The sequence below is a fragment of the Mycolicibacterium arenosum genome (assembly GCF_024320865.1).
GTDB classification, from domain to species: domain Bacteria; phylum Actinomycetota; class Actinomycetes; order Mycobacteriales; family Mycobacteriaceae; genus Mycobacterium; species Mycobacterium arenosum.
In genome coordinates, this window is sequence record NZ_JANDBD010000010.1 from 269973 (window position 1) to 293972 (window position 24000).

24 protein-coding genes, 1 tRNA gene, 1 rRNA gene and 1 pseudogene are annotated in these 24000 nt (G+C 68.7%); 4 read left to right on the plus strand and 23 right to left on the minus strand.

Annotation, left to right across the window (positions count from 1 at the left end):
• Positions 1-269 precede the first annotated feature (269 nt).
• Positions 270-758, minus strand: a complete 489-nt coding sequence (locus NM203_RS23955) for a hypothetical protein (RefSeq protein ID WP_255063003.1) — start codon at positions 756-758, stop codon at positions 270-272.
• Between the two features lie 204 nt (positions 759-962).
• Between NM203_RS23955 and NM203_RS23960 the strand changes: the two are divergent.
• Positions 963-1154, plus strand: a pseudogene (locus NM203_RS23960) (ArsR family transcriptional regulator); the annotation flags it as partial.
• Between the two features lie 151 nt (positions 1155-1305).
• The gene (locus NM203_RS23965) at positions 1306-1587 is read left to right on the plus strand and encodes a hypothetical protein (RefSeq protein ID WP_255063004.1); all 282 of its coding nucleotides are present in this window, start codon (positions 1306-1308) and stop codon (positions 1585-1587) included.
• 52 nt (positions 1588-1639) lie between these two features.
• Here the strand turns inward: NM203_RS23965 and NM203_RS23970 are convergent, their stop codons facing one another.
• Positions 1640-2425 (minus strand): bestrophin-like domain, encoded by a 786-nt coding sequence (locus tag NM203_RS23970; protein WP_255063005.1) that lies wholly within the window; start codon positions 2423-2425, stop codon positions 1640-1642.
• A gap of 213 nt (positions 2426-2638) precedes the next feature.
• Positions 2639-2712, minus strand: a tRNA-Pro gene (locus NM203_RS23975).
• Between the two features lie 108 nt (positions 2713-2820).
• On the opposite strand from NM203_RS23975, the gene NM203_RS23980 reads away from it, so the two are divergent.
• Positions 2821-4305, plus strand: coding sequence for a cryptochrome/photolyase family protein (locus tag NM203_RS23980; protein ID WP_255063007.1), 1485 nt, complete (start codon positions 2821-2823; stop codon positions 4303-4305).
• Here the strand turns inward: NM203_RS23980 and NM203_RS23985 are convergent.
• From NM203_RS23985 to NM203_RS24020, 8 genes are all read right to left on the minus strand, one after another.
• Positions 4302-5069, minus strand: a complete 768-nt coding sequence (locus tag NM203_RS23985) for a sulfite exporter TauE/SafE family protein (protein ID WP_255063060.1) — start codon at positions 5067-5069, stop codon at positions 4302-4304. The genes NM203_RS23980 and NM203_RS23985 overlap by 4 nt on opposite strands.
• 73 nt (positions 5070-5142) lie before the next feature.
• Complete coding sequence (locus NM203_RS23990) at positions 5143-6084, minus strand: sulfite exporter TauE/SafE family protein (protein WP_255063009.1); 942 nt, start codon at positions 6082-6084, stop codon at positions 5143-5145.
• A gap of 219 nt (positions 6085-6303) precedes the next feature.
• The gene (der, locus tag NM203_RS23995; protein WP_255063011.1) at positions 6304-7716 is read right to left on the minus strand and encodes a ribosome biogenesis GTPase Der; all 1413 of its coding nucleotides are present in this window, start codon (positions 7714-7716) and stop codon (positions 6304-6306) included.
• Positions 7713-8396 (minus strand): (d)CMP kinase, encoded by a 684-nt coding sequence (gene cmk / locus NM203_RS24000; RefSeq protein ID WP_255063013.1) that lies wholly within the window; start codon positions 8394-8396, stop codon positions 7713-7715. Before cmk ends, der begins: the two co-directional genes overlap by 4 nt.
• The gene (locus NM203_RS24005) at positions 8393-9139 is read right to left on the minus strand and encodes a pseudouridine synthase (protein ID WP_255063016.1); all 747 of its coding nucleotides are present in this window, start codon (positions 9137-9139) and stop codon (positions 8393-8395) included. Before NM203_RS24005 ends, cmk begins: the two co-directional genes overlap by 4 nt.
• 1 nt (position 9140) lies before the next feature.
• A complete protein-coding gene (scpB, locus tag NM203_RS24010) occupies positions 9141-9833 on the minus strand; it encodes an SMC-Scp complex subunit ScpB (RefSeq protein WP_255063017.1) in 693 nt (230 codons plus the stop codon).
• Positions 9833-10648, minus strand: coding sequence for a segregation/condensation protein A (locus NM203_RS24015; protein WP_255063018.1), 816 nt, complete (start codon positions 10646-10648; stop codon positions 9833-9835). Before NM203_RS24015 ends, scpB begins: the two co-directional genes overlap by 1 nt.
• On the minus strand, positions 10645-11508 hold the full coding sequence (locus NM203_RS24020) for a ParA family protein (protein ID WP_255063019.1): 864 nt from the start codon (positions 11506-11508) through the stop codon (positions 10645-10647). Before NM203_RS24020 ends, NM203_RS24015 begins: the two co-directional genes overlap by 4 nt.
• A 143-nt stretch (positions 11509-11651) precedes the next feature.
• Between NM203_RS24020 and NM203_RS24025 the strand changes: the two genes are divergently transcribed.
• Positions 11652-12404, plus strand: a complete 753-nt coding sequence (locus NM203_RS24025) for an O-methyltransferase (protein ID WP_255063021.1) — start codon at positions 11652-11654, stop codon at positions 12402-12404.
• Here the strand turns inward: NM203_RS24025 and xerD are convergent.
• From xerD to rrf, 12 genes are all read right to left on the minus strand, one after another.
• Complete coding sequence (gene xerD / locus NM203_RS24030; protein ID WP_255063022.1) at positions 12401-13381, minus strand: site-specific tyrosine recombinase XerD; 981 nt, start codon at positions 13379-13381, stop codon at positions 12401-12403. The genes NM203_RS24025 and xerD overlap by 4 nt on opposite strands.
• Positions 13382-13385: 4 nt before the next feature.
• Positions 13386-14000 (minus strand): NUDIX domain-containing protein, encoded by a 615-nt coding sequence (locus tag NM203_RS24035; RefSeq protein WP_255063023.1) that lies wholly within the window; start codon positions 13998-14000, stop codon positions 13386-13388.
• Positions 13993-15765, minus strand: a complete 1773-nt coding sequence (locus NM203_RS24040) for a CTP synthase (RefSeq protein WP_255063024.1) — start codon at positions 15763-15765, stop codon at positions 13993-13995. The genes NM203_RS24035 and NM203_RS24040 overlap by 8 nt, the downstream gene beginning before the upstream one ends.
• 133 nt (positions 15766-15898) lie before the next feature.
• The gene (locus NM203_RS24045; RefSeq protein WP_255063025.1) at positions 15899-16840 is read right to left on the minus strand and encodes a copper transporter; all 942 of its coding nucleotides are present in this window, start codon (positions 16838-16840) and stop codon (positions 15899-15901) included.
• 26 nt (positions 16841-16866) lie between these two features.
• Positions 16867-18051, minus strand: a complete 1185-nt coding sequence (gene steA, locus NM203_RS24050; RefSeq protein WP_255063026.1) for a putative cytokinetic ring protein SteA — start codon at positions 18049-18051, stop codon at positions 16867-16869.
• 120 nt (positions 18052-18171) lie between these two features.
• Complete coding sequence (recN, locus tag NM203_RS24055; RefSeq protein WP_255063061.1) at positions 18172-19932, minus strand: DNA repair protein RecN; 1761 nt, start codon at positions 19930-19932, stop codon at positions 18172-18174.
• Positions 19932-20858, minus strand: a complete 927-nt coding sequence (locus NM203_RS24060) for an NAD kinase (protein WP_255063027.1) — start codon at positions 20856-20858, stop codon at positions 19932-19934. The genes recN and NM203_RS24060 overlap by 1 nt, the downstream gene beginning before the upstream one ends.
• Positions 20855-21664 carry a TlyA family RNA methyltransferase gene (locus NM203_RS24065; protein WP_255063028.1) on the minus strand — a complete coding sequence of 270 codons (810 nt, stop codon included), beginning with the start codon at positions 21662-21664 and terminating at the stop codon, positions 20855-20857. The genes NM203_RS24060 and NM203_RS24065 overlap by 4 nt, the downstream gene beginning before the upstream one ends.
• A 6-nt stretch (positions 21665-21670) precedes the next feature.
• Positions 21671-21868, minus strand: a complete 198-nt coding sequence (locus NM203_RS24070; RefSeq protein WP_255063029.1) for a hypothetical protein — start codon at positions 21866-21868, stop codon at positions 21671-21673.
• An 8-nt stretch (positions 21869-21876) separates the two neighbouring features.
• On the minus strand, positions 21877-22899 hold the full coding sequence (locus NM203_RS24075) for an HAD-IIA family hydrolase (RefSeq protein ID WP_255063030.1): 1023 nt from the start codon (positions 22897-22899) through the stop codon (positions 21877-21879).
• Position 22900: 1 nt separating this feature from the next.
• Entirely contained in the window at positions 22901-23755 is an 855-nt protein-coding gene (locus NM203_RS24080; protein WP_255063031.1) for a tetratricopeptide repeat protein, read from the minus strand.
• Positions 23756-23885: 130 nt separating this feature from the next.
• A 5S ribosomal RNA gene (rrf, locus tag NM203_RS24085) occupies positions 23886-23998 on the minus strand.
• Between the last annotated feature and the right edge of the window lie 2 nt (positions 23999-24000).

The window sequence follows — 24000 nt, forward strand, 5'->3', positions numbered from 1 at the left end:
CGAAAATTCCCCCGGAATCATGATTTTGCAGTAGTTTTGATCTTGAAATGGGCGGATTCTGCAGTAGTCGGGTCTCTCGCAGCACGACCGGTTTCAGTAGTGTCGGTGCGCCGGGCGGCGAGCGCCGAATAGCGATCAGCAGGTTTGCCAATTGTGCTTATCGCCGCCCTGACGTCGCGAACGTCGCTTTGCCCGGCCGGGCAGCTGCATGACAGCGCGCGTCGGTTGCCCGAAGTTGCTGTTTTTGAGCTTTCGCGCGCGTCGTCGCGTCAGGCGCGCGAGGCCTCGACGGCGTCCTGGGGCAGCTTCGGGCGGCGGCCACCCGGTAGCCGGTCGACGAAGCGGCCGAGCCGGACTGCGGTGTTCTCCAACGGGTCGACGATCTCGGTCAGTCGTTGAAGCGTGGGCAGGATGGCCACCAGTTCGTCGATACCCGCCGCCAGCTTCTCGGCGTGAGTGTCGATGCCCTGAGCGGCCGTGCTCAGGCCTGCGATCTCCTCGGCGATCTCCGCCGCGTTTCGGTCGATGCCGGCCGCGCTCTCACCGAGTTCGGAGAGACTGGCGGCGATGATCTCCGCGGCACGACGGAGCTCGGCGACGTCGTCCAACGTCGAACCCACCCGGTCGATCAGGGCGGCCAGCGCGATGGCACGCCGTGCGGTTTGCCGCACCGTGGACTCCGTCCAGCTGAGCAATCCGCCGAGTCCCGGCACGGCGCTGACGTCTAGCTGCGGACCTGCGTAGCCGATGAGCTGCATGGCTGCGATTGTGCCGGATCGCCGCAGCAGATCGTAGTCATCGATCCCGTTGCCGGAACGATCGTCAGGAAGAAGCTCTGGCCTGCCGGGGGCGCCGGCTTCTACTGGCGAGGTTCAGCAGCAGCCGTGTGCCGCGGTTGCCTTCTCGCTATCGGCAGGGGTGCTCCCGCAGCACACGCCGCCTTCGGCGGTGCCACCCTCGGAGTGCTGGGGGCTGTTGCCGAAGGTGTCGGAGTCAGCGAGCTGACCGAGTCCACGGTCAGCCACCACCTGGCACAGCTCCGGCGCGCCGGGTTCGTCGAATCGGACCGCCGCGGGATGAACGTCTACCACCGCCCCGGCCGGGACGCGGTGGAGGCAATGTGCGCCGTTCTAAACCCGAACTGCTGCACGTAGTGACATGGCGGTTTCGGATGGCGTGGTTCGGTGGAGGCCGGCCCGGGTACTGAAACGTCCAATCGGGGGGTCGCCAGCTGTTCTGTAGCGCGAACGGCTGTCCACGATCCGACGCAGGCACTCGACGTCGGCGTTACGATAGGTGCTCACGATGAATCTCAGAGGTTTGGCAGCCGCAGCGATGACGGCCGGTGCGCTCGGACTGGGTGCGTTCAGTTTCGGGATCGGCGCAGCCCAAGCCGACGACGGTAACCGGCACGGATGCTGGCCGTTGCCGTGCAATGCGTTCCAGGGTCCGCCAGGGCAGAATCCGTTCGGGCCGCCAGGACAGGTCAAGAAGGACGCGTATCTGGGTCCGATCCCGAATCCGGTCTACGGCGTCCCGCCCGGTCACTGGGACGACGTTCCCGTGTGGTGGGGTCAGCCGCGCTAGGCTCGCCGGCTGAATTCGAGCCGGCTGCGAGCGCACTCTTCCGGTCTCCGGCCTACGACAGCTGTCGAATGACCTGTTGCAGTGGCTCGGACGTCGTCCCGATCTCGCCGATGAACGGGTGTGAGAGTTCCGCGACGAGGAAGAGGTTCACCGCGACCAGGATGCCCAGGATCGCGACCATCGTGTAGTGGGTGGCGGGCTTCTTGACGTCGTAGATGATGGCGCATGCCAGGAGCAGGCCGCTGGTGAGCCAGATGACCGCCCACAGTGACCACGGCGGCCCATCGTCGGTTTGCGCCTGCGCCAAGCGTTGTGTGCGGGCCTGACCGAGGCTGTCCAGATTGCTGAAAGAGCTTGACAGCATGGACTTCTGCGCGTCGGTGCGCGCTTGAACGTCTTCATACGCGGCATAGAGTCGCGTCAGAGCGGCGTCGGCGTCGGGGTGGGAGCCGCCCTGGGCGATCTTGTCCCACTCGATCAACGCTGCCTGCTGGTATTCGAGCAGAGCGTTCCGAATCCGGTCTTCGTCAGGTTGGTCGAACACTGTCAGAGTCCTGGCGAGCTGCACGCCGGCTGCCCCCTCGGTACGCGCTCTCGAGTCCGCGTCGCCGATCTGTCCCCACATCGCGGATACGACGAAACCGAGGAAGAACGCGAACACGAAGCCGACCACGCCGAAGGCGAACCTGATGACGTCGTTGTGCTCTTCACCCTTGAGGTTGGGAAAGTTGCGGCGCACCAGAACTTGGATGAGGATCGCTCCGCCGGTGACGACGATGATGATTCCGAGTAACAGCACCCATGACGGAAGGTTGGCCACCAGCCACTGACTAATCATCGGGCACTCCTACGACCACGCCGGGCAACTCGCTGTGGGCCGGTTGCCCGCTTGCGCTCTACAGTTCTAGCGGGCGGGTCCGGCGGGCATGGGGATTCCCTGCGATTGTGACCATGGCGATAGTGGCTACGTCGCACTGGGTTCAACCCGGCCGGGTAGCAGAAGAGCGGCTCCGGATGTCTCCGAAACCGCTCTGTACTGCGCTCACTCCAGTCGGGCTGACAGGATTTGAACCTGCGACCACTTGACCCCCAGTCAAGTGCGCTACCAAGCTGCGCCACAGCCCGTGGTGCTGCCAGGATCGCCGGCAGCGGACGAAATGCTACCGCAGCCGACGGTCGGAATCCCAACCGCGTCGTTTCCGCGTCGCCGGCCCGCGGCCGGGGTACAACGGCGTGGTGAGCGATGACACTCCCCTGTGGCTGTTCGCCGACCAACTCGGGCCGGCCACGTACGGCGGTGAGCACGCGCACCGCGACGTGCTCCTCGTCGAGGCCGCTTCGGCGCTGAGCAAGCGGCGCTACCACCGGCAGAAGCTGCATCTGGTGATGTCGGCCCTGCGCCACGCCGCCGTCGATCTCGGCGACCGCGCCACACTCATCAAAGCCGACAGCTACACCGACGCCCTCGAGCGCTTCGCGCGCCCCGTCCTGGTCTACGAGCCGACGTCGTTCGCCGCCGAGGCGTTCGTGCACCGCCTCAAGGAGCGGGGCCTCGTCGCCGACGTCCTGCCCACTCCGACATTCGCGTTGTCCCGCAAGGACTTCGGTGACTGGGCGGGTGACCGAACCCGGTTCCGCATGGAGGACTTCTACCGCGATCAGCGGCGCCGCTTCGACGTGCTGATGGAGGGCAAGGACCCCGTCGGCAGTCGGTGGAACTACGACGAGGACAACCGGGAGCCGCCCCCGAAGAAGCAGCGGTCCCTGGACGTCCCCGCGCCCTACCGGCCGCGTGAGGACGATATCGACGCCGAGGTGCGGCGGGACCTCGACGCGATGAAACTCGACACCGTGGGCGCCGACGGCCCACGACTGTTCGCCGTCACCCCCGCCGAGGCGAAGCGCGCCCTCGCCCGTTTCATCGAGCACCGGTTGCCCACCTTCGGCCGCTATGAGGACGCCATCATGGGCGACGACTGGGCGATGTCGCACTCGCTGCTGTCCGTGCCGCTGAACCTCGGAGTGCTGCACCCACTCGACGCCGTCGACGCCGCGGAACGGGCCTATCGCGACGGGTCGGCCCCGTTGGCCGCCGTCGAGGGCTTCATCCGGCAGATCCTCGGCTGGCGCGAGTACATGTGGCATCTCTACTGGCATTTCGGCCCGGATTACACCGACAACAACGAACTCTCGGCACGCGGCAAGCTGCCCGACTGGTGGGTCGACCTCGATGCCGACGCGGTCACCGCCGCCTGCCTGCACGACGCTCTGGAGGGGGTGCGCGACCGCGGGTGGACCCACCACATCCAGCGCCTCATGGTGCTGGGCAGCCACGCATTGCAGCGCGGGTACCGGCCCGACGACCTCACCGAGTGGTTCGCGACGGCGTTCGTCGACGGCTTCCGCTGGGTGATGCCGACGAACGTCGTCGGGATGAGCCAGCACGCCGACGGCGGTCTCCTCGCGACCAAGCCGTACACGTCGGGCGGTGCCTACCTCAACAAGATGAGCGACCACTGCAGCGGTTGCCGGTACGACCCCAAGAAGCGCCTCGGCGATGACGCCTGCCCGTTCACCGCCGGATACTGGTCGTTCGTGCACCGCCATCAGGAGATGCTGGCCAAGAACAACCGCACCCAGCGCATGGTGTCCTCGATGAACCGGCTCAGCGACCTCGACGCGGTTCTCGAGCAGGAGGCGCACCGTCGTCGGTTCTAAACCGTCAGCAGTCGGTACAACCCGATGAGCCCGACGACGACGATGATCGCGCGCAGGGCGTTCGGCGACAGCTTTCGGCCGTAGTGCGCCCCGAGGAAGCCGCCGATGAGCGACCCGATCGCGATGAGGCCCGCGGCGGGCCAGCTGATCCGGTCGAACGCCACCAGCGTGTACGCGACCGCGGCGACGACGTTCACGATCAGTGACAGCAGGTTCTTCGCCGCGTTCATCCGCTGCATGTCCTCGGGCAGCAGGGCACCCATCACGCCGATCAGCAGAATGCCCTGCGCCGCCGTGAAATACCCGCCGTAGATGCCGACGGCGAACGTTCCCGCGACGACGGCCGCCATCCGGCCGCGCGACACGTGCTCCAGCGAGCGTCCCGCCGCGTCCGCCCTCGTCCGTGCCCAGGCTTGAATTCGCGGCCCCAGCACCACCAGCAGCAGTGCCCCGATCAGCAGGACCGGCACGATGGCGACGAACACCTTCTCGGGCAGGTGCAGCAGCAGCCACGCACCGACACCCGCGCCGAGGAACGACGCCGGAATCTGCCAGCGCAGCCGGTCCCACTGGCCCCGCAACTCGCGGCGGTAACCCCAGGTTCCGGAGATCCCACCCGCCACCAGGCCGACGGCGTTGGACATCGTCGCCGTCACCGGCGGGTAGCCCAGCGCGACCAGGGTCGGAAAGGTGATCAGCGTTCCCGAGCCGACGATTGCGTTGATCGCTCCGGCCCCGACGCCCGCCAGGGCGATCAGGATCATGTCGAGAACGGGCACTACCCGAACGTTAGCGGGTCACTTCAGGGGCGAGCGAAGCGACGGGTGAGCCGCGTCGTCACCGCGCGTCGTCGACGGGCTCCGTGGTGCGATCGGCGTCGACGTCCACCTCGGCCTCGAGTTCGTCGGGCACGAACGCGGGCGCCGTGGAGATCCTCCAGGCCAGGTACACGAACGACGCCCACGCGACGACGATCGTCGCGTAGATCAGCGTCGACCACGGGGTGCCGACCTCGAAGTACTTCACCAGCTTCTGCGAGTTGGTGAGAACGATCACACCTCCGACGGCAGTGCCGAGCAGTGCCGGGCTGATCCGGCTCACAAGCCACGCGGCGAACGGTGCCGCGATGACGCCGCCCAGGGCCAGTCCGAGCACGATGAGGAGGTTGTCGAAGAACTGCTCACGCAGCCCGACGAGGAAGCCGAGCGAAGCCGATACGGCGACCAGGAACTCCGATGCGCTCACCGAGCCGATGACGGTGCGCGGTGCGGTCTTGCCGCTGGACAGCAGCGTGCTGGTGGTCACCGGGCCCCAGCCGCCGCCGCCTGACGCGTCGATGAAGCCGCCGAAGACACCAAGCGGCGCAAGGAATTTCGCGGTGTGCTTGGTCTCACCGACCTTGACCTGAGGCGGTGTGCGCAGCGAGAACCGCAGCAACACGTAGACGCCGATGCCCAGCAGAATGGCGGCCATCAGCGGCGCGGCGTCCTCGGTGGACAGCGACGACAGCACCGTGGCGCCCAGGAAGGCGCCGACGGCGCCGGGCACACCGAGCTTGAGCACGATGTGCCAGTCGATGTTCTTGAACCTCCAGTGCGACAGACCGGACGCGAACGTGGTGCCGACCTCCGCGAGGTGGACGGCCGCACTGGCCTGTGCCGACGCGACGCCGCTCAGGACGAGAAGCGTGGAGGCGGTGACACCGAACGCCATGCCGAGAGCACCGTCGACGAGCTGCGCGCCGACGCCGACGAGGGTGAAGATGATGAGCGAACGCACGAGTTCGGCTGCTTTCGAGAAAGGGATGAGGGCGCTGGGTTACCTAGCGCGCACAACACCATTCGTCGAAAGCCATGAGACGCCGAGACGGCCAGAACGGCTCGAGCGCGCACGCCGACGAGGGGGCGGTACGGAAGGCGCGTTCGGCCATCGTCCACTCCTCTCCTCATCGGGTGCTCGGACAACCATACTCAACGCATCGGCGACCTGCGCATTCCGCTACCGCTTGGAGCCCCGCTTCTCACGCACGCGCACGTTGATGCGAATCGGGCTGCCCTGAAAGCCGAACGTCTCCCGCAGTCGGCGTTCCAGGAAGCGTCGGTAGCCGGCCTCCAGGAATCCCGACGTGAAGAGCACGAACGTCGGCGGTCGCGCGGTGGCCTGGGTCGCGAACAGGATCCGGGGCTGCTTGCCGCCCCGGACCGGCGGCGGGGTGGCCTGCACGACCTCCTTGAGGAACGTGTTGAGCCGGCCGGTCGAGATCCGGGCGTCCCAGGAGGCGAGCGCGTTCTCCAGCGCGGGGACCAGGCGGTGCAGACCGCGCCCCGTCTTTGCGGAGATGTTGATCCGCTGGGCCCACTGCACCTGTGCGAGTTCGCGTTCGACTTCCTTGTCGAGGGTGTAGCGCCGGTCCTCGTCCACCAGGTCGGCCTTGTTGAACGCCAGGACGACCGCGCGGCCGGACTCGATCACCATGCTGAGGATGCGCTGATCCTGCTCGGTCAGCGTCTCCGCCGAGTCCATCAGGACGACGACGACCTCGGCGGCGTCGATCGCACCCCTGGTTCGCACCGAGGCGTAGAACTCGTGTCCGCTGGCCTGCCCGACTTTCCGCCGGAGACCCGCGGTGTCAATGAAACGCCAGGTCTTGCCGTCCAATTCGATCAGCGAGTCCACCGGATCGACGGTGGTGCCCGCGACGTCGTGCACCACCGACCGTTGATCACCGGCCAATCGGTTCAGAAGTGAGCTCTTGCCGACGTTCGGCTTGCCGACCAGCGCGACGCGGCGCGGACCGCCGGTGCGGGTGGCGACCTCGGAGGCCTCGGGCAGCTTCTCCAGCACCGCGTCGAGCAGATCGGCGACGCCGCGCCCGTGGATGGCGCTGACCGGGTGCGGCTCCCCCAGCCCGAGCGACCACAGCGAGGCGGCCTCGGCCTCCATCTTCTCGTTGTCCACCTTGTTCGCGGCGAGGAACACCGGCTTACCCGAGCGCTGCAGCTTCTTGGCGGCGGCCTCGTCGGCCGACGTCGCCCCCACGACGGCGTCGACCACGATGATGATCGCGTCCGCAGTGCGCATCGCGACGGACGCCTGTTCGGCGACCAGTTGCTGCAGGCCCTTCGCGTCGGGCTCCCATCCGCCGGTGTCCTGCACGACGAACCGCCTGCCCAGCCAGCTCGCGTCGTAGGACACTCGGTCCCTGGTCACCCCTGGAATGTCCTGCACGACGGCTTCGCGTCTGCCGAGGATCCGGTTCACCAGTGTCGACTTGCCGACGTTCGGCCGCCCCACGACGGCCACGACGGGCGGCGGTGCGAATTCCTCCTCGAGTTCGCCCTCGAGGTCCTCGCCGATATCCCAGTCGGCCTCGTCGGCCCAGGTTCCGTCGTCGTTCACCGGGTCGGTCATCTCGTGGCTCCTGCGCGCTGCTCCACCAGATCGATCAGGTGGGCGATGGTCTGCGACTGGGTCCAGTCGCTGCTGTCTACGACGATCGCGTCGTCCGCGGCGCGCAGCGGTGACACCGCGCGCGTCGAGTCCAGATGGTCGCGCCGGTGCACGTCAGCCAGCACGGCGTCGTAGTCGTCGGCCAGTCCGGCCTCGGTGTTCTGGTCGTTGCGCCGACGGGCTCGCTCCTCGGGCGACGCGGTCAGGAAGACCTTGACGTCGGCGTCGGGCAGCACGACGGTTCCGATGTCGCGTCCCTCCACGACAACCGTTCCGCCCTCGGCCAATTCGCGTTGCCGGCGCACCAGCATGGTGCGTACCGCGGGCACGGCCGACACGGCCGACACCGCCTTCGTCACGGCGTCCCCGCGGATCTCGACCGAGACGTCCTCGACGGCGAGGAACGCGGAGTCCTCGTCGGGGTCGAATCCGACCGCGAGGTCGACGGTCGGCGCGAAAGCGGCCACGGCGTCGGCGTTCTCCGGGTCGATGCCCGCCCGCAGCACCGCCAGCGTGACGATGCGGTACATCGCGCCGGTGTTGAGATACCGCGCGTGCAACGCGCGCGCCAATCCCCTTGATACGGAGGACTTCCCGGTGCCCGCGGGGCCGTCGATGGCGATGGTCAGCCCGTCGCTCACAGTCCCACCGCCTTGTACAGCTCGCCGATCTCCTTGCGGGTCAACACTCGAATGCTCCCTGGCCGCTGATCGCCCAGCACCACCGAGCCGATGTCGGTACGCACCAGTTCCTGAACGGGGAAGCCGACCTCGGCGAGCATCCTGCGCACGATCCGCTTGCGACCCTCGTGCAGGGTCACGCGGATCAGCGACTTGCCCGGCACGGCGTCGACGAGGGCGAAGTCGTCGACCGCGACCGGACCGTCGTCGAGCTCGATGCCCTCGCGCAGCTTCTTTCCCAGTCCCTTCGGCACACTCCCGTTCACCGTGGCCAGGTAGGTCTTGGGCACCTCGTAGGAGGGGTGCATCAGGCGGTGGGCGAGCTCGCCGTCGTTGGTCAGGATCAGCAGCCCCTCGGTATCGGCGTCGAGCCGCCCGACGTGGAACAGCTTCTTGGTGCCTCGGACCCGGTGCTCCACCAGGTCGCCGACGCACGGTCGCCCGCGGTCGTCCGACATCGTCGAGTGCATGCCACGGGGCTTGTTGATCGCCAGGTACACCAGGTCGTCGTCGACCACGATCCGCGCGCCGTCCACCCGGATCACGGAGTTGTCGGGGTCGACCCTGGTGCCGAGCTCGGTGACGATCGAACCGTCCACTTCCACCCGACCGTCGCGGATCATGCGCTCCGCGACACGTCGCGATGCCACCCCCGCCTGGGATAGCACCTTCTGCAGGCGGACGCCCTCATCTTCGCCGGCCACGTCAGTCCTTGTCCACATCGAACGTCATCGCCCGGTCGGACGATGAGACCCCGCCGAGCTTCGCGAAACGCGGCTCGTCGCTGAGGGTTTCGGTGATGTCGTCGATCACGTCGACATCGGGTAGCAGCGGTGCGATATCGGGGAGGTCGACCAGCGACGTGAGACCGAGCCGCTCGAGGAACAGCTCGGTGGTGGCGAACGTGACTGCGCCCGAATCGGAATCGGCGCCCGCCTCGGTGATCAACCCCCTCGCCAACAGCGTGCGCATCACCGCGTCGACGTTCACGCCGCGCACCGCGCTCACCCTGGCCCTGGTCACGGGCTGGCGGTAGGCGACGACGGCCAGCGTCTCCAGTGCGGCTCTGGTGAGCTTCGACCGGGCCCCGTCGAGCAGCAGCCGTTCCACGTACGGCGCGTACCGCGCCCTGGTGTACATGCGCCAGCCACCGCCCGCCTCGCGCAGGTCGATTCCGCTGTTGCGTTGCTCCAGTTCCTCGGCCATCAGCCGCAGCTTCGCGGCCACGCGGTACTCCGGCTGATCGACCGTCGCGGCCAGGGTGTCGACCGAGACCGGCGTGTCGACGACCAGCAGGAGCGCTTCGAGGATCGCGCCGAGTTCACCGTCGTCCAGTTCGGGCGGTTCTGCCAGGTCGGGCAGTTCCGTCACGAGGTCATCCGGTGCGTGCTCTGTCATCAGTCTTCTTCCATGGCCGCGGCCAGGTGCTCGTTGGTCGGGCGATCGCCGGTCCACGAAATCTGGAGCACTCCAAGCGGTTCTGGCTGCTCGAATGCTACCGCCCTGGCCCGGAACAGCTCGAGCAGCGCCAGGAACCGGCCGACGATCTCGATGCCGTCCCCGCAGTCGGCCACCAGTTCGGAGAACGTGGCCCACTGCCCGACACCCCTCTGCTCGAGCAGCGCCAGCAACCTGCGCGCCTGCTCGGGGACCGACACCGCCTGCACGTGCAGGTGCTCCATACCGACCGTGGGCACGGGCCGCGGGGTGAACGTCGTCGCCGCGATCTGCGCGAAGCTGTCGGCGTCGACGCCCAGCATCACCTCGGGCAACAGCGCCGAATAGCGATCCTCGAGCGACACCGCTCGCGGGTAGCTGCGCAGCGCCGCGGCTTCCAACTCCGCGAACATCACCGCGACGTGCTTGAACGCCCGGTACTGCAGAAGCCGCGCGAACAGCAGGTCGCGCACCTCGAGCAACGCGAGATCCTCCTCGTCGTGCACCTCTCCGGACGGCAGCAGCCGCGCCGCCTTGAGGTCGAGCAGGGTCGCGGCTATCACCAGGAACGCCGTCGTCTCGTCGAGGCCGAGCTCACGGCCGATGGTCCTGGTGTAGGCGATGAAGTCGTCGGTCACCGTGTGCAGCGCCACCTCGGTGACGTCGAGTCGGTGCGCGAAGATCAGCTGCAACAGCAGGTCGAACGGGCCCTCGAAATTGCTCAGCCGGACCTGGAAGCCTGCCTTCTGCGTGTCCGGTGCCGCTTCGGTCGTCACGTACCGAACCGGTCGATGACCTCGCGCGCAAGTGCTCGATATGCCTGAGCGCCACCGGATTTCGGAGCCCAGGTGGTGATCGGCTCACCGGCGACGCTGGTCTCCGGGAAGCGCACGGTCCTGGTGATGACGGTGTCGAACACCAGATCGCCGAAACGTTCGAGCACGCGCGCCATGACCTCGCGCGAGTTGACCGTCCGCGGGTCGTAGCGGGTGATGAGGATGCCGCTGATCTCCAGCCGGGGGTTGAGCCGGTCGTGCACCTTGTCGACGGTGTCGGTGAGCAGCGCCAGCCCGCGCAGTGAGAAGTACTCGCACTCCGTGGGGATGATCACACCGTCGGCGCACGCCAGGCCGTTGACGGTCAGAAGGCCCAGCGACGGCTGGCAGTCGATGAGGACGTAGTCGTAGCGGTCGAGCACCGGGTGCAGCGCGCGTGCCAGCGACTGCTCGCGGCCGACCTCGTTGACCAGCTGGATCTCGGCCGCCGACAGGTCGATGTTGCTGGGCGCCAGGTCCATGCCCTTGACCCTGGTGGTGACGATCACCTCGTCGATCGACACCCTGGGCTCGACCAGCACGTTGTGCACGGTGTGCGCGAGTTCGTAGTGCGGCACCCCCAGCCCGGCGGACAGTGCGCCCTGCGGATCGAGGTCGACCAGCAACACGCGCCTGCCGTACTCGGCGAGGCTGGCGCCCAGGTTGATGGTCGACGTCGTCTTGCCCACGCCGCCCTTCTGGTTGCACATCGCGATCACCTTGGCGGGCCCGTGCACGCTCTTGGGCTTGGGAACGGGGATCACCCGTGGGGTGCGGCCGGTCAGGCTGGCGCCGTCGCCGCCTCCCGCGTCGTCACTCATGCGCGATCCCGCTCCGCTTCTCGCTCGACGGGCATGCGCGACCGTCACAGGTCGGGCACCGCTGCGGGTTGGCGAACATCCGCAGAAGTTTAACGGGCTGACCTCGCCAGGTACGGCAGACCCGGTGGCATATCGTGAGGTTTATGGGTTGGAAGCAACGGCTGCCCTTCCTGCGGTGGTCGATGGTGCGCATGGCGCTGGCGATGCCGGGCTTCCTGAAGACGGGTCAGATCGGCGACGGCAGGGAGCGCGCAACGGCCGATTACGTGGAGGCGCACGCCCGCCGCGGTGACGTCGACCACGTGCTCGCAACCATCGACGAGTTCGCGCGCGAGAAGTCGATGCTGATGAACGTCGGCGACGAGAAGGGCGCACTGCTCGACGCCGCGGTGCGTCGCGCGAACCCCGTGCGCGCGCTCGAACTCGGCACCTACTGCGGCTACGGCGCGCTGCGCATCGCTCGGGCGGCGCCGAGCTCGGAGGTGTTCTCCGTCGAGTTCGCCGCCGCCAACGCCGACGTGGCGCGGCGAATCTGGGCGCATGCGGGTGTCTCCGACCGTGTGACCTGCGTCGTGGGCACCATCGGGGACGGCGGCTCGACGCTCGACGCGCTGGCGGGCCACGGCTTCGCGCCGGGCGGCCTCGATCTGCTGTTCATCGACCACGACAAGAGCGCCTATCTGTCCGATCTGCAGGCGATCCTGGACCGGGGCTGGTTGCGGCGCGGCGCGATCGTCGTAGCCGACAACGTGCGCATCCCCGGCGCCCCGAAGTACCGCGCTTACATGAGGGAGCAGCAGGGCCGGCAGTTCGACACCGTCGAGCATCGGACCCACGTGGAGTACCAGACGCTGATGCCGGACCTCGTTCTCGAATCCCGGTACCTGCAGGGCTAGCGAGCGCGCGGGTGGGCGCCGGCCCAGACCTCGCGCAGCGTGGACACCGTCACCAGGGTGTAGATCTGGGTCGTGGTGACCGACGCGTGGCCCAGTAGTTCCTGGACGACGCGGACGTCGGCACCGCCCTCGAGGAGATGCGTTGCGAACGAATGCCGCAGCGTGTGCGGTGAGACGCCGGCGGTGATGCCCGCTCGCTCGGCGGCGTCCTGCAGCACCTGCCACGCGCTCTGGCGGGACAGTCGGCCGCCCCTGGCGTTCAGGAAGATGGCCGGGGTGCCCTTGCCGCGGCGGGCGAGGTCCGGCCGACCGCGCACCAGGTACGCGTCGAGAGCGCTGATCGCGGGCCTGCCGATCGGCACCAGACGCTGCTTGTCGCCCTTGCCCCTCAGCAGCACGGACCGCGTCTGCGTGTCGACGTCGTCGACGTCGAGGCCGACGGCCTCGGAGATACGGGCGCCGGTCGAGTACAGCACCTCCAGCAGCGCGCGATTGCGCAGTGTCAGCGGTCCGTCGGCCTCACCGTCCCCACCGGCGCCGTCCAGCAGCGCGAGCACCTGGTCGAAGCTCAGGCTCTTGGGCAGCCGGCGGCCGGGGGTCGGCGGCTTCACCGCTCGCGCGACGTCGAGCGCGGCGATTCCCTCGGCCGCGGCGAACTTGTGCAGGCCGCGCACCGCGATGAGAGCGCGTGCCGCGGACACCGCCGACAGCGGTGGTACCCCGGTGTCGGGATCGCCCTTGCGCAACTCGACCAGGAAGTCGCTGACGTGGGTCTCGGTCACCGCGCCGAGGTCGGCGACGCCCCTGGCCTCCAGGTGCGCGACGTAGCGGCGAAGGTCGCGACGGTACGAACTGAGCGTGTTCGCGGCCACCCCGCGTTCGATGGTCAAGTGGTCGAGATAGCCCTGGAGTTGGCCGTCGAGTACCGACTGGAGCGGCGATGAGCCGCTTGCGCGAAGAGCAGAAGAGGTGGTCACGTCGTCACGCGCGCCGCGCCCGGAACCGCGTGGAGCGATCGGCCCACGGCGCGTCGACGGTGCGCAGTGCGCTCGGCTCCCCCATCGCGTGCGCGGCCAGGATCCCGCCCACCGCAAGCGAATTCACGATGTCGCCGGAGAAGACCATGGCGACGGCCTCGGCCAGCGGCACCCGCTTCACCTCGAGGTCGGCCTCCTCGTCGTGCGCCTCGGGTCGACCGATCTCGGTGAGTCCGGTGGCGAGGTAGACCCGGACGCTCTCGTCGCTGAACCCCGGTGCCGTGATGAGATCGACCAGCACGTGCCAGGTGTCGGCGGCCAGGCCGGCCTCCTCCTCCAGTTCGCGGGCGGCGGTGAGGTGCGGAGCTTCGTCGCCCATGTCGAGCAGTCCGGCGGGAAGTTCCCACAGCCGACGCCCGACCGGATGCCGGTACTGGCGCACCAGGACGACGCGCCCCTCCTCATCGAGTGCGACGATGCCCACGGCGCCGAAGTGCTCGACGACCTCGCGACGCGCGGTGCCGCCGCCGGGCATGCGGACTTCGTCGGCACGCAGCGCGAAGATCTTTCCGACGTGCAGCGTTTCGCTTGAAACCGTGTCGAATTCGTGGTCAGCCACGGCGCACGGGCTCTTGCAGTTGCTGCTCCGCGCCGTCCTCGATGTCCTCGTGCGCGTGCTCGCCGTTGGACCGGTGTTCCGCCAGTTCCATCGGCAACCGCTCGGCGGCCTTGTAGTCGAGCGCGGCGCCGACGAATGCGGCGAAAAGCGGGTGCGGACGGGTCGGCCTGCTCTTCAGCTCGGGGTGGGCCTGCGTGCCCACCAGGAACGGGTGCACGTCCGGTGCGTACTCGACGAACTCGACGAGGTGGCCGTCGGGCGACGTGCCGGAGAACCGCAACCCGCTCTGCGCGATGCGGTCGCGGTAGGCGTTGTTGACCTCGTAGCGGTGCCGGTGCCGCTCCGACACCTCGGTGGCCTGATAAGCCTGCGCCACAATCGAACCCGCGTCGAGCTTCGCCGGATAGGCGCCCAGTCGCATGGTGCCGCCGAGGTCGGCGTCACCCGCCACCGCGTCACGCTGGTCGGCCATGGTGGAGATCACCGGGTCCGGCGTATCGGGATCGAACTCCGCCGAACTGGCCTCGGTCAGTCCGACCGAGCGCGCCGCCTCGATGACGATGCACTGCAGGCCGAGGCAGAGCCCCAACACGGGAACGCGTTGCTTGCGCGCGAACTGGATGGCGCCGATCTTGCCCTCGATGCCGCGGATGCCGAAGCCGCCGGGGATCAGGATGCCGTGCACGTCGGCGAGCGCGGCGGCGGCACTCGCGTCGGTCTCGCAGTCGTCGGACGCGACCCAGCGGATCTCGACCTTGGCGTGGTGCTTGAAACCGCCGGCGCGCAGCGCCTCGGCCACCGACAGGTAGGCGTCGGACAGGTCGATGTACTTGCCCACCAACGCAACCCGCACGGTCTCCTGAGGCTCGTGCACCCGCCGCAGCAGGTCGTTCCACTGCGTCCAGTCGACGTCGCGGAACGGCAGGTTGAGCCTGCGCACCACGTACGCGTCGAGTTCCTCGCGGTGCAGCACCTTGGGGATGTCGTAGATGGACGGTGCATCGGGCGTGGAGATGACGCCGTCCACGTCGACGTCGCACATCAGCGCGATCTTGTTCTTCAGGGGTTCGGGCACGTCGCGGTCGCAGCGCAGGATCAGCGCGTCGGGGCTGATGCCGATGCTTCGCAGCGCGGCGACCGAGTGCTGAGTCGGCTTCGTCTTCAACTCACCGGACGGCGCCAGGTACGGCACCAGCGACACGTGCAGGAAGAAGACGTTCTCGCGCCCGACCTCGTGGCGGACCTGGCGTGCCGCCTCCAGGAACGGCAGCGACTCGATATCGCCGACGGTGCCGCCGATCTCGGTGATCACCACGTCGGGTCGGTTGCCCTCGGAGTCCGCCAGCGCCATCGCCAGTATCCGACTCTTGATCTCGTCGGTGATGTGCGGGATGACCTGCACGGTGTCGCCGAGGTACTCGCCACGGCGTTCCTTGGCGATGACGGTCGAATACACCTGTCCCGTCGTGACATTCGCCGACCCGGACAGGTTGCGGTCGAGGAAGCGCTCGTAGTGGCCGACGTCGAGATCGGTCTCGGCGCCGTCCTCGGTGACGAACACCTCACCGTGCTGGAACGGGTTCATGGTGCCGGGGTCGACGTTCAGGTAGGGGTCGAGCTTCTGCATCGTCACCTGAAGTCCACGCGCGGTGAGCAACTGTCCGAGACTGCTGGCGGTGAGCCCCTTACCGAGGGACGACGCGACACCGCCGCTGACGAAGATGTGCTTGGTGGCAGTCTGCGGGTGTTTGCGTAACGCGGGCAACTGCATCCTCCGTGGCGATGGGGCAGGACGAAAACGGCCTAGCTGAGGGCCTGCCGACCCACGGAATCTCACCTTAACACCGACCCCGACAGAGTGTCGCTGACGCGCCGACCGCGCCGTTGACTGTTCCGGGTTACTGCGGGACGGTCACCGACGTCGCACCCTGGCCCGAGCCGTACTGGCCCGGCCGTCCGCCGCCGACCAGATCGGCGGCCGCGAGCACCGCCGTGATCCTGCCCGCCTGGCTGCCGACGTCGTCCACGGTGCTCACGGCGCCGCTGAGGCCCTGGTCGGACCTCGTCACCGCGATGGCCGCGGTGCCCGATGCCGAACCGTCGCGGCCGGCGATGACGGTGCCCGAACCGTGCGGTGCGAGCCCGCCCGCGAACCGCGCCACGGTGGCGCCCTGGTTACCCGCCCCCTCGTCGAGCGCGCCGCCCGTCACGATCAGCGCGGCGTCGGCGGCCCCGATCCGCTCGGCGTCGTAGGTGATGAAACCTGTTTCGCGCAGCGTCTCCAGCACGGTGTCGCGCTGCGCGTCGTCGACGGCGGGCACGGCCGGGTTTCGGTCGCGCAGCAGCGTGATGCCGAGCAGATCGCCGGCTTGCGAGCCCTGGTCCACCATCGTGGTGCTCAGTTGGCGGCCCGCGGGCACGATCGGTGAGTTGACCACCGACAGAAGTTTCTCCGAGGCGTTCGCGTCGACGAACTGCTGGGTCAGCGAGACCGTGCCCGTCACCGCCGCGCCCGCCTCGCCGGCGAAGCGCGTCGCCGCGTCGACGTCGTCGTCAGCCGCATCCGGAGTGCGGAACACCACCAGCGACTTGTCCTTCAGGCTGCCACGAAGGATGCGCGACGACATCGCCGCATCGAATTCACCTGCGGCGCTGAGCTTCTCATTGAGCGCATTCTTCTCGTCGGTCAGACCGTTGATCTGATTCTGCAGCTCGAGCTTGTCGTCTCGCAGACCCGACAGCACCGTGTTCGACAGCAGTCCGGAGCCGAGCGCCACGCCGATGGCGAGCGCGAGGAACACCGCGGCCAGCGAGATCGCATGTGAACGTAGGGAAATCACCGATCCTCCTCTTCAGCCACGACCGGCTAGGTGACCATGCCCTGCACCCACAGTGTGAGCTGGTTCCAGTACTCCGAAATCCACGGCAGCACAGTCGCGTCGGCTCGCGACACCCACAGCGCCGCAACGACCGCGATCAGCATGGCGAGCACCAGCAGCGCGATGGCACCGCCGGACACGCGGCTGCGGTACAGGGTGGCGACGGCTCGCGCGTCGACGAGCTTCTCGCCGACCTTGAGCCGGGTCAGGAACGTCGACGGGTTGCTCTGCTGACGTGACCGGTCGAAGAACTCCTCGATGCTGGCGCTGTGGCCGGCGGTGACGATCAGCGATGCGCCGTGGTGATCACACAGCAGGAGGGCGAGATCGGCGGCCGAACCCGCGGCCGGGAAGGTCATCGCCCCCACTCCGAGATCCTGAATGCGCTCGAGCCCCTTCGCGTGTCCGTCGGCGTCCGCGGGCAGAATCACCTGTGCGCCGGACCTCAGCACCTCCACGCTCATGGCGTCGGGGTCGCCGACGATCAACTGCGGACGGTAGCCCGCTCTGCGCAGCACGTCCGCGCCCGCGCCGACGCCGACGAGCACCGGCTGGTACTCCTTGATGAACGGCTTGAGCGCCTTGACGTCCTCGAACGCGCCCGGCCCCTCCGCGACCACCACGACGTGGCGACGGTTCACGTCGACGTCGATGTCCGGGATGCCCATGCCGTCGATCAGCAGCGGGCTCTCGCTGCGGATGAACTCGATGGTGTTGCCCGCGAACGCCTCGAGATGCGCGACGAGACCGCTCTTGGCGTCGTGCATCAGGTCGTGGATCTCCTCGTCGGTGCGCTCGGTGCCGTACGCGATGCGCCGGTCGCCGGAGTACAGCCCGCCGTTGTGCAGTCGGACCCTGGCGCCGTCCTTGACCCTCTTGAAGATCTCGTCGCCGGCTTCGTCGACGAGGGTGATGTTGTTGTTGACGAGGACCTCGGGACCGAGATTGGGGTACCGGCCGGAGATGGACTGCGAGGCGTTGACCACCGCGGTCACGCCGGCCTCCACCAGTGCGTCGGCGGTGATCCGGTCGAGGTCCAGCGCATCGAGGACGACGATGTCGCCGGGACCCACGCGGCGCAGCAGTCGGTCGATGTCACGATCGACGCGGGCGGTACCCGTGACGCCTGGACGAGGGCCGGCATTACGCGAGAGCAGCGCTGACATCTTCATGCGGACAGATTCTGTCGGCGAACCCTCAAGTTGAGGTGGAGGCGCGCCGTAACACCAGCCTCAGAAGTTATCTTTTGTCACATCTGCAACACGATCGAGACGTGGTGTGAGCGCTATGTGTCACGCGGAGCGGTCCTCGCGCGCAGTCTCGAGCAGTTCGCGGGCGTGGGCGCGACCGCTGTCGGACTCCCCCAGCCCGGCGAGCATTCTCGCCAGCTCGGCGACCCGGGAGTCGTCGTCGAGCCGCTTCACCACACTGGACTTCGCCTTACCGGAACCGCTGTCGACGACCAGGTGCACGTCGGCGTACGCCGCGACCTGAGGCAGGTGCGTCACCACGATCACCTGATGGGTGCGGGCCAACCGGGCCAGTCTGCGGCCGATCTGAACCGCCGCGCGTCCGCCGACCCCGGCGTCGACCTCGTCGAACACCATGGTCGTGCCCTCGGTCGAGGCGGCCAGCACGACCTCGAGCGCCAGCATCACCCTGGACAACTCCCCGCCCGACGCGCTTTTGGCCAACGGCAGCACGTCGGAGCCGGTGTGCGGGGTGAACCCGAATTCGACCGCGTCGACACCGTCGCGGCCGGCGTGCACGACGTCGCCCGTCGGCAACGTCAGCGGCGCGGAGTCGTCCGGCCGCGCGAGCAGTGGTCCGACCGCGATGCTGAAGCCCGCGCCCGCCATCGCGAGGCCGGCGAGCTCGCCCGTGACCTCCTTGGCGAGCGACTTCGCGGCCTTGGTCCTGGCCTTGGTGATGACGGCGGCCGCGTCGACGAGTCCCGCGCCCAGCGTGTCGACGCGCTTCGCGAGCGCCGCCAGGGCGTCTTCGGACACGTCGAGCTGCGCGAGCCGGTCGCGGGCGGCGGCGGCCCACTGCAGCACCCCGTCGACATCCGGGGCGTACTTCCGCGTCAGCCCGCGCAGTTCACCCTGCCGAGCCAGCTTGCCTTCCAATGTGCTTGCGTCGCTGGGCAGTTCGTCGAGATAGCCACCGAGTTCTGCCGAGACGTCGGCGACGACCGCCTGCGCCTCGGCGAGTCGCTCACCCAGCGTCCGCAGGGCGGCGTCATCGGTGCCGCTCAACGCCGTCCGCGCCCGTCCGATGCCGTCGGCAGCGGACGCCCCCTCTGGTCCGGGGGTGTCCATCTCACCGGCGAGCGCCACCCTGGCGATCTGTGCCGCCTCGCGTAGCGCGTCCAGTTCGGAGAGCCGCTGGATGTCGGACACCAGGCTCTCGTCCTCGCCGGGAAGCGGTGCTACCGCGTCGATCTCGGTGAGCCCGAACTGCAGCCGGTCGGCTTCCTGCGCCAGTTCCCTAGCGCGTTGCCTGCGGTCGGCGAGATCGGCCCTGGCGCCGATCCAGTCCTCCCGCAGTCGCCGGTACTTCTTCAGCGCCGCCTCGATGTCGACGAAGCGGTCCAGCGCGTTGCGCTGCTCGTCGGGTCGCATGAGCCGCAACTGGTCGTTCTGCCCGTGCAACGCCAGCAGTTCGGTGGTGAACCCGCTCAGCGACTTGGCGGGCACGCTGCGCCCGCCGAGATAGGCGCGGGACGGCCCGTCCCTGCTGACCGAGCGGGCGGCGATGATGCTGCCGTCGTCGTCGCGGTCGGCGCCCGACGAGTCCAGGATCTCGTCCACTCGACGGGCCACGTCGTCGCCGACTTCGGTTGTGGTGAAACGTCCTTCGACCACCGCACGGTCGGACCCCGACCGCACGCGGCTGGCGTCCGCGCGCGCACCGCCCAACAGGTGCAGGCCCGTCACGACCATCGTCTTACCGGTGCCGGTTTCACCCGTCAGCACCGTCAGCCCGCGACCGAACTCGGCCGTGGCTGCGTTGATGGCGCCGAGCGCCTCGATTCGGATCTCCGCGAGCACTACTGTCCGCGCCAACCCTTCACGGGCAGCCGGAACTTGCGTACCAGCCGGTCGGTGAACGGTGCGCTGTCCAGTCGCACCCACTTCAGCGACGTGCCGCAGCGGGTCACCTCGAGACGCGCGCCCGCGGGCACCACCATGTCGCGTCTGCCGTCGCAGTACACCTTGGCACTGGACCCGCTGGCCGCGTCGATCTCGATGGCGATCACGGCGTCGGGACTGGTGACCATGGGGCGGGCGAACAATGCGTGAGCGTTGTTGGGCACCAACAACATCGCGTCCAGGTCCGGCCAGAGGATGGGACCGCCGGCGCTGAACGCGTAGGCGGTGGAGCCCGTCGGGCTGGATACCAGCACGCCATCGCATCCGAAGGACGAGACCGGCCTGCCGTCGACCTCGAGCACGACGTTGAGCACGCCGAGCCGCGGCCCCTTCTCCAGGCTGGCCTCGTTGAGGGCCCAGCCGCGCTGCAGAATCCGACCCTCAGCGCGCACGGCGACGTCGAGCGTCATCCGCTTCTCGATGCGGTAGTGACGGTTGACGATGTGGTCGAGGACGGTGTCGATGGCCTCCGCCTCGGCCTCGGCGAGGAAGCCGATGTGACCGAGGTTGACACCGAGGACCGGGATCTCGACGTTGCGCGCCAGCTCGGCTGCACGCAGGAACGTTCCGTCGCCGCCGAGTGCGAGCACCAACTCGCACCCCTCGGCGGCGCGTTCGTGGGCGTCGACGACGTCGATGTCGATGCCGAGTGAGCGCACATCGGTCGGTTCCGCGTCGGCGGAGCCCTGGTCGACGGCTTCGGCGGCGAGCAGTCGCAGGCTGATGCCGTTGTCGCTCAACACCTTTTCGACGCGCCGCGCCGTCTCGGTGGCGTCCTCGCGGCCGGTGTGGACCACCAGCAGAACGGAGCGGTCAGCGGTCACTGCGGCCCCTCCGCGACGGCCCTGGTGACGGCTTCCTCGAGGGCCGGACCCTCGAGGGGGTCGTCGGCGCGGGCCCGCAGCCGCAGGAAGTACTCGACGTTGCCCGACGGACCCGGCAGGGGGCTGGCCGTGACGCCGACGGTGGACCAGTTGAGAGCGGCGGCCCGCCGGGCCACCGTCAGCACGGACTCGGCCCGCAGTCCCGGGTCGCTGACGACACCGCCCGCCCCGACCCGATCCTTACCGACCTCGAACTGTGGCTTCACCATGGGAACGATATCCGCGTCGGCAGACGAGCACGCGACCAGTGCGGGCAACACTGTGGACAGCGAGATGAAGGACAGGTCGGCGACCACGAGGTCCACGGCTCCGCCGATGGCGTCGGCGTCGAGTTCACGGACGTTGGTGCGTTCCATCACGATGACGCGGTCGTCGGACCTCAGCGACCACGCGAGTTGGCCGTAGCCCACATCGGCGGCCACGATCTCGCGGGCACCCCGGTCCAACAGGACTTCGGTGAAGCCGCCGGTCGAGGCACCGGCGTCCAGGCAGCGCCTGCCCTCCACGGACACGCCGAACGCGTCCAGGGCTCCGATGAGCTTGTGAGCTCCGCGCGACACCCAACTGCGCTCGTCGGCGTCGGCGACGACCAACCGGGCATCCAGGGTGATGGCCGTCGCAGGTTTGACCGCGGGAATTCCGTCGATGCTGACCCGGCCGGCGTCGATGAGCTCAGCGGCCTGCTGCCGCGACCTCGCCAACCCACGTCGGACCAGCTCGGCGTCCACGCGAGCGCGCCGTGCCACCTGCGGTTACCCCTCGGTTTCTTGGCCCGTCGTACCGCCTGCGGGATTGCGGTCGACGGCCTGCAGCGCGTGAACCAGGAGGTCGTGCGCCGCCTCGAGCTGCGCCGCGATGGTCTCGATGTCGGCGTCGGGTGTTGCCGGATCGGGAACGTCGGCCAGGTGACGCGCGATCTCGGCGCGGATCTGCTCGGGATCGGATGTCATAACGCCGATCACGCTATCGGATCACTGCCGGGTAGCAACGACCAGCGCTCCAACGCCTCGCGTGCCGTGTCGTCCCCCGGTGTGATCGCCGGCGGCCCGCCCTTCCACCCGGAATTCCAGACCGCGTCGGCCACCGCGCGGACGACCGCCAGCGGATCCTGCGCGTCACCGCCGGTCCACGCCACGTCCACGCCGTCCGATGCGACGTCGACCCGCCACGCGGGATGCGGTCCGATGCGCAGTGTCTCGCTGCGCGCGTACAGCGAGCGCAGATCCGGGGCGAGGTAGTCGGGCCGCTCATCGGGGGTGGCGAACACCATGTCCGCGGCGGTGCTCACGCCGGTGAGCACGAGCAGGCTCGGCAGGCCCGCCGCGTTGGCGCCCGCGATGTCGGTGTCCAGCCGGTCTCCGACGACGATCGGGCTGCCGAACTCGCCGCGCGCCAACGCGTCGTTCAGGAGGGTGGGTGCCGGCTTGCCGGCCACTTGGGGTTCGCGGTCGGTCGCGGTGCGCAGCGCGGCCACCATCGAACCGTTGCCGGGGAGCAGCCCGCGTTCCGAGGGCAGCGTGCGGTCCACGTTCGCGGCCACCCAGAGCGCTCCGGCTCGGATCGCCAGTGCGGCCTCGGCCAGGTCGGCCCAGCCGGTCTGCGGCGAGTGGCCCTGGACGACGGCGACGGGGTCCTCGGACATCAGCCGCACCGGTCGCAGGCCGGCGTTGCTCACTTCGGCGGCCAGCGCGTCGGTGCCGATGATGAGAACGTGTGCGCCGCCGGGCAACTGAGCGGCCAGCAGCCGGGCCGCGCTCTGAGCGCTGGTGACGATGTCGTCCGCGTCGGCGGTGAAGCCCAGCTCGATGAGGTGCTCCGCCACCTCCGCCGGACCCCTGGACGCGTTGTTGGTGACGTAGAGCGCGCGGCTCTCCACGGCCGCCAGCGTGTCTACCGCGCCCTCCGTCGCCTGTGTCCCGGTGAACACGGTGCCGTCGAGATCGAGCAGCAGGCAGTCGTGCTCCTCTGCGAGCGTGGACATCTCAGCCGAGCTCCGTGATCCGGTCTTCGGCGTCGGTGACGCCCTCGACGTCCGCGGCCGCCGCGTGCAGGAACCACTGCACCGCCTCCTCGGAGCGATCGAGAGCGAGCAGTGTCTCGGCGTACGCGTAGAAGAGCCGTGCCGCGGTCTGCCCCGTGCGCTTCGGGTCGAGTGGGGGCGAGGCGAGGAACGCGAGGGCCTGGTCGAACTGACCGAGGTCGGACCGCGCACCCGCGACGACGATGCGAAACTCGTCGGCGTCGTCACCCGTCAGCTGCTCGGCTTCCGGGCTGCGTGCGAGCTCGATGGCACGCTCGGGTCTGCCGACGCCACGCTCGCAGTCGGCGATCAAAGCCAATAGTGGTGAGCGACTGCCCATTCGACGCGCTGCCCGCAGTTCGGCGAGCGCCTGCGCCCAGTCGCCGCAGTGGTACGCGGCGATGCCGACCGCTTCGCGCACCGCGGCGATCCGGCCGGACCGGGTTCGCGCGGCGCGCGCGTGCGCGAGGGCGGCCTCGGGATCCTCCTCGAGCAGTTCGCCCGCCGCGACGAGGTGTTTGGCGACGTAGTCCGCGGTGGCCTTGTCGAGCGTGGTGAGTTCACCGCGAATCTCGGGCGCCAGTTGCTTCGCCTCGATGCCTGCGGGGATCTTGGGCCCACCGGCCTGATCGGCGCCCGGGTCGCCCCCCGGCCGAGGTTGCGCGCGCCGTGCACGGTCGGGGCCCGACGATCGCGGTGCACCTCGACGGTCGCGGGGTCCGCCGCGCGGGTTGCCGGCGTTGGAAGACGTCCGACGGGGCGGCCGCTCGCCGCCGCTGTGCCGATCCTCTGCCACGTGTGCCTTCCTGTCGTTCACCGCCCCGCAAAGGATACGGTGCGGTTAGCAGCTCCGCGATCAATGGTGAATGGAATTCGAATCGAATTCGCCCGGCCGCGGAATGGAATAACCCCCCACAGTAAATGTGGGGGGTTATTCACTAAAGGGTGTTCGGCGGTGTCCTACTTTTCCACCCGTAGGGGTAGTATCATCGGCGCTGGTAGGCTTAGCTTCCGGGTTCGGGATGGGTCCGGGCGTTTCCCTGCCGCTGTTGCCGCCGTAAC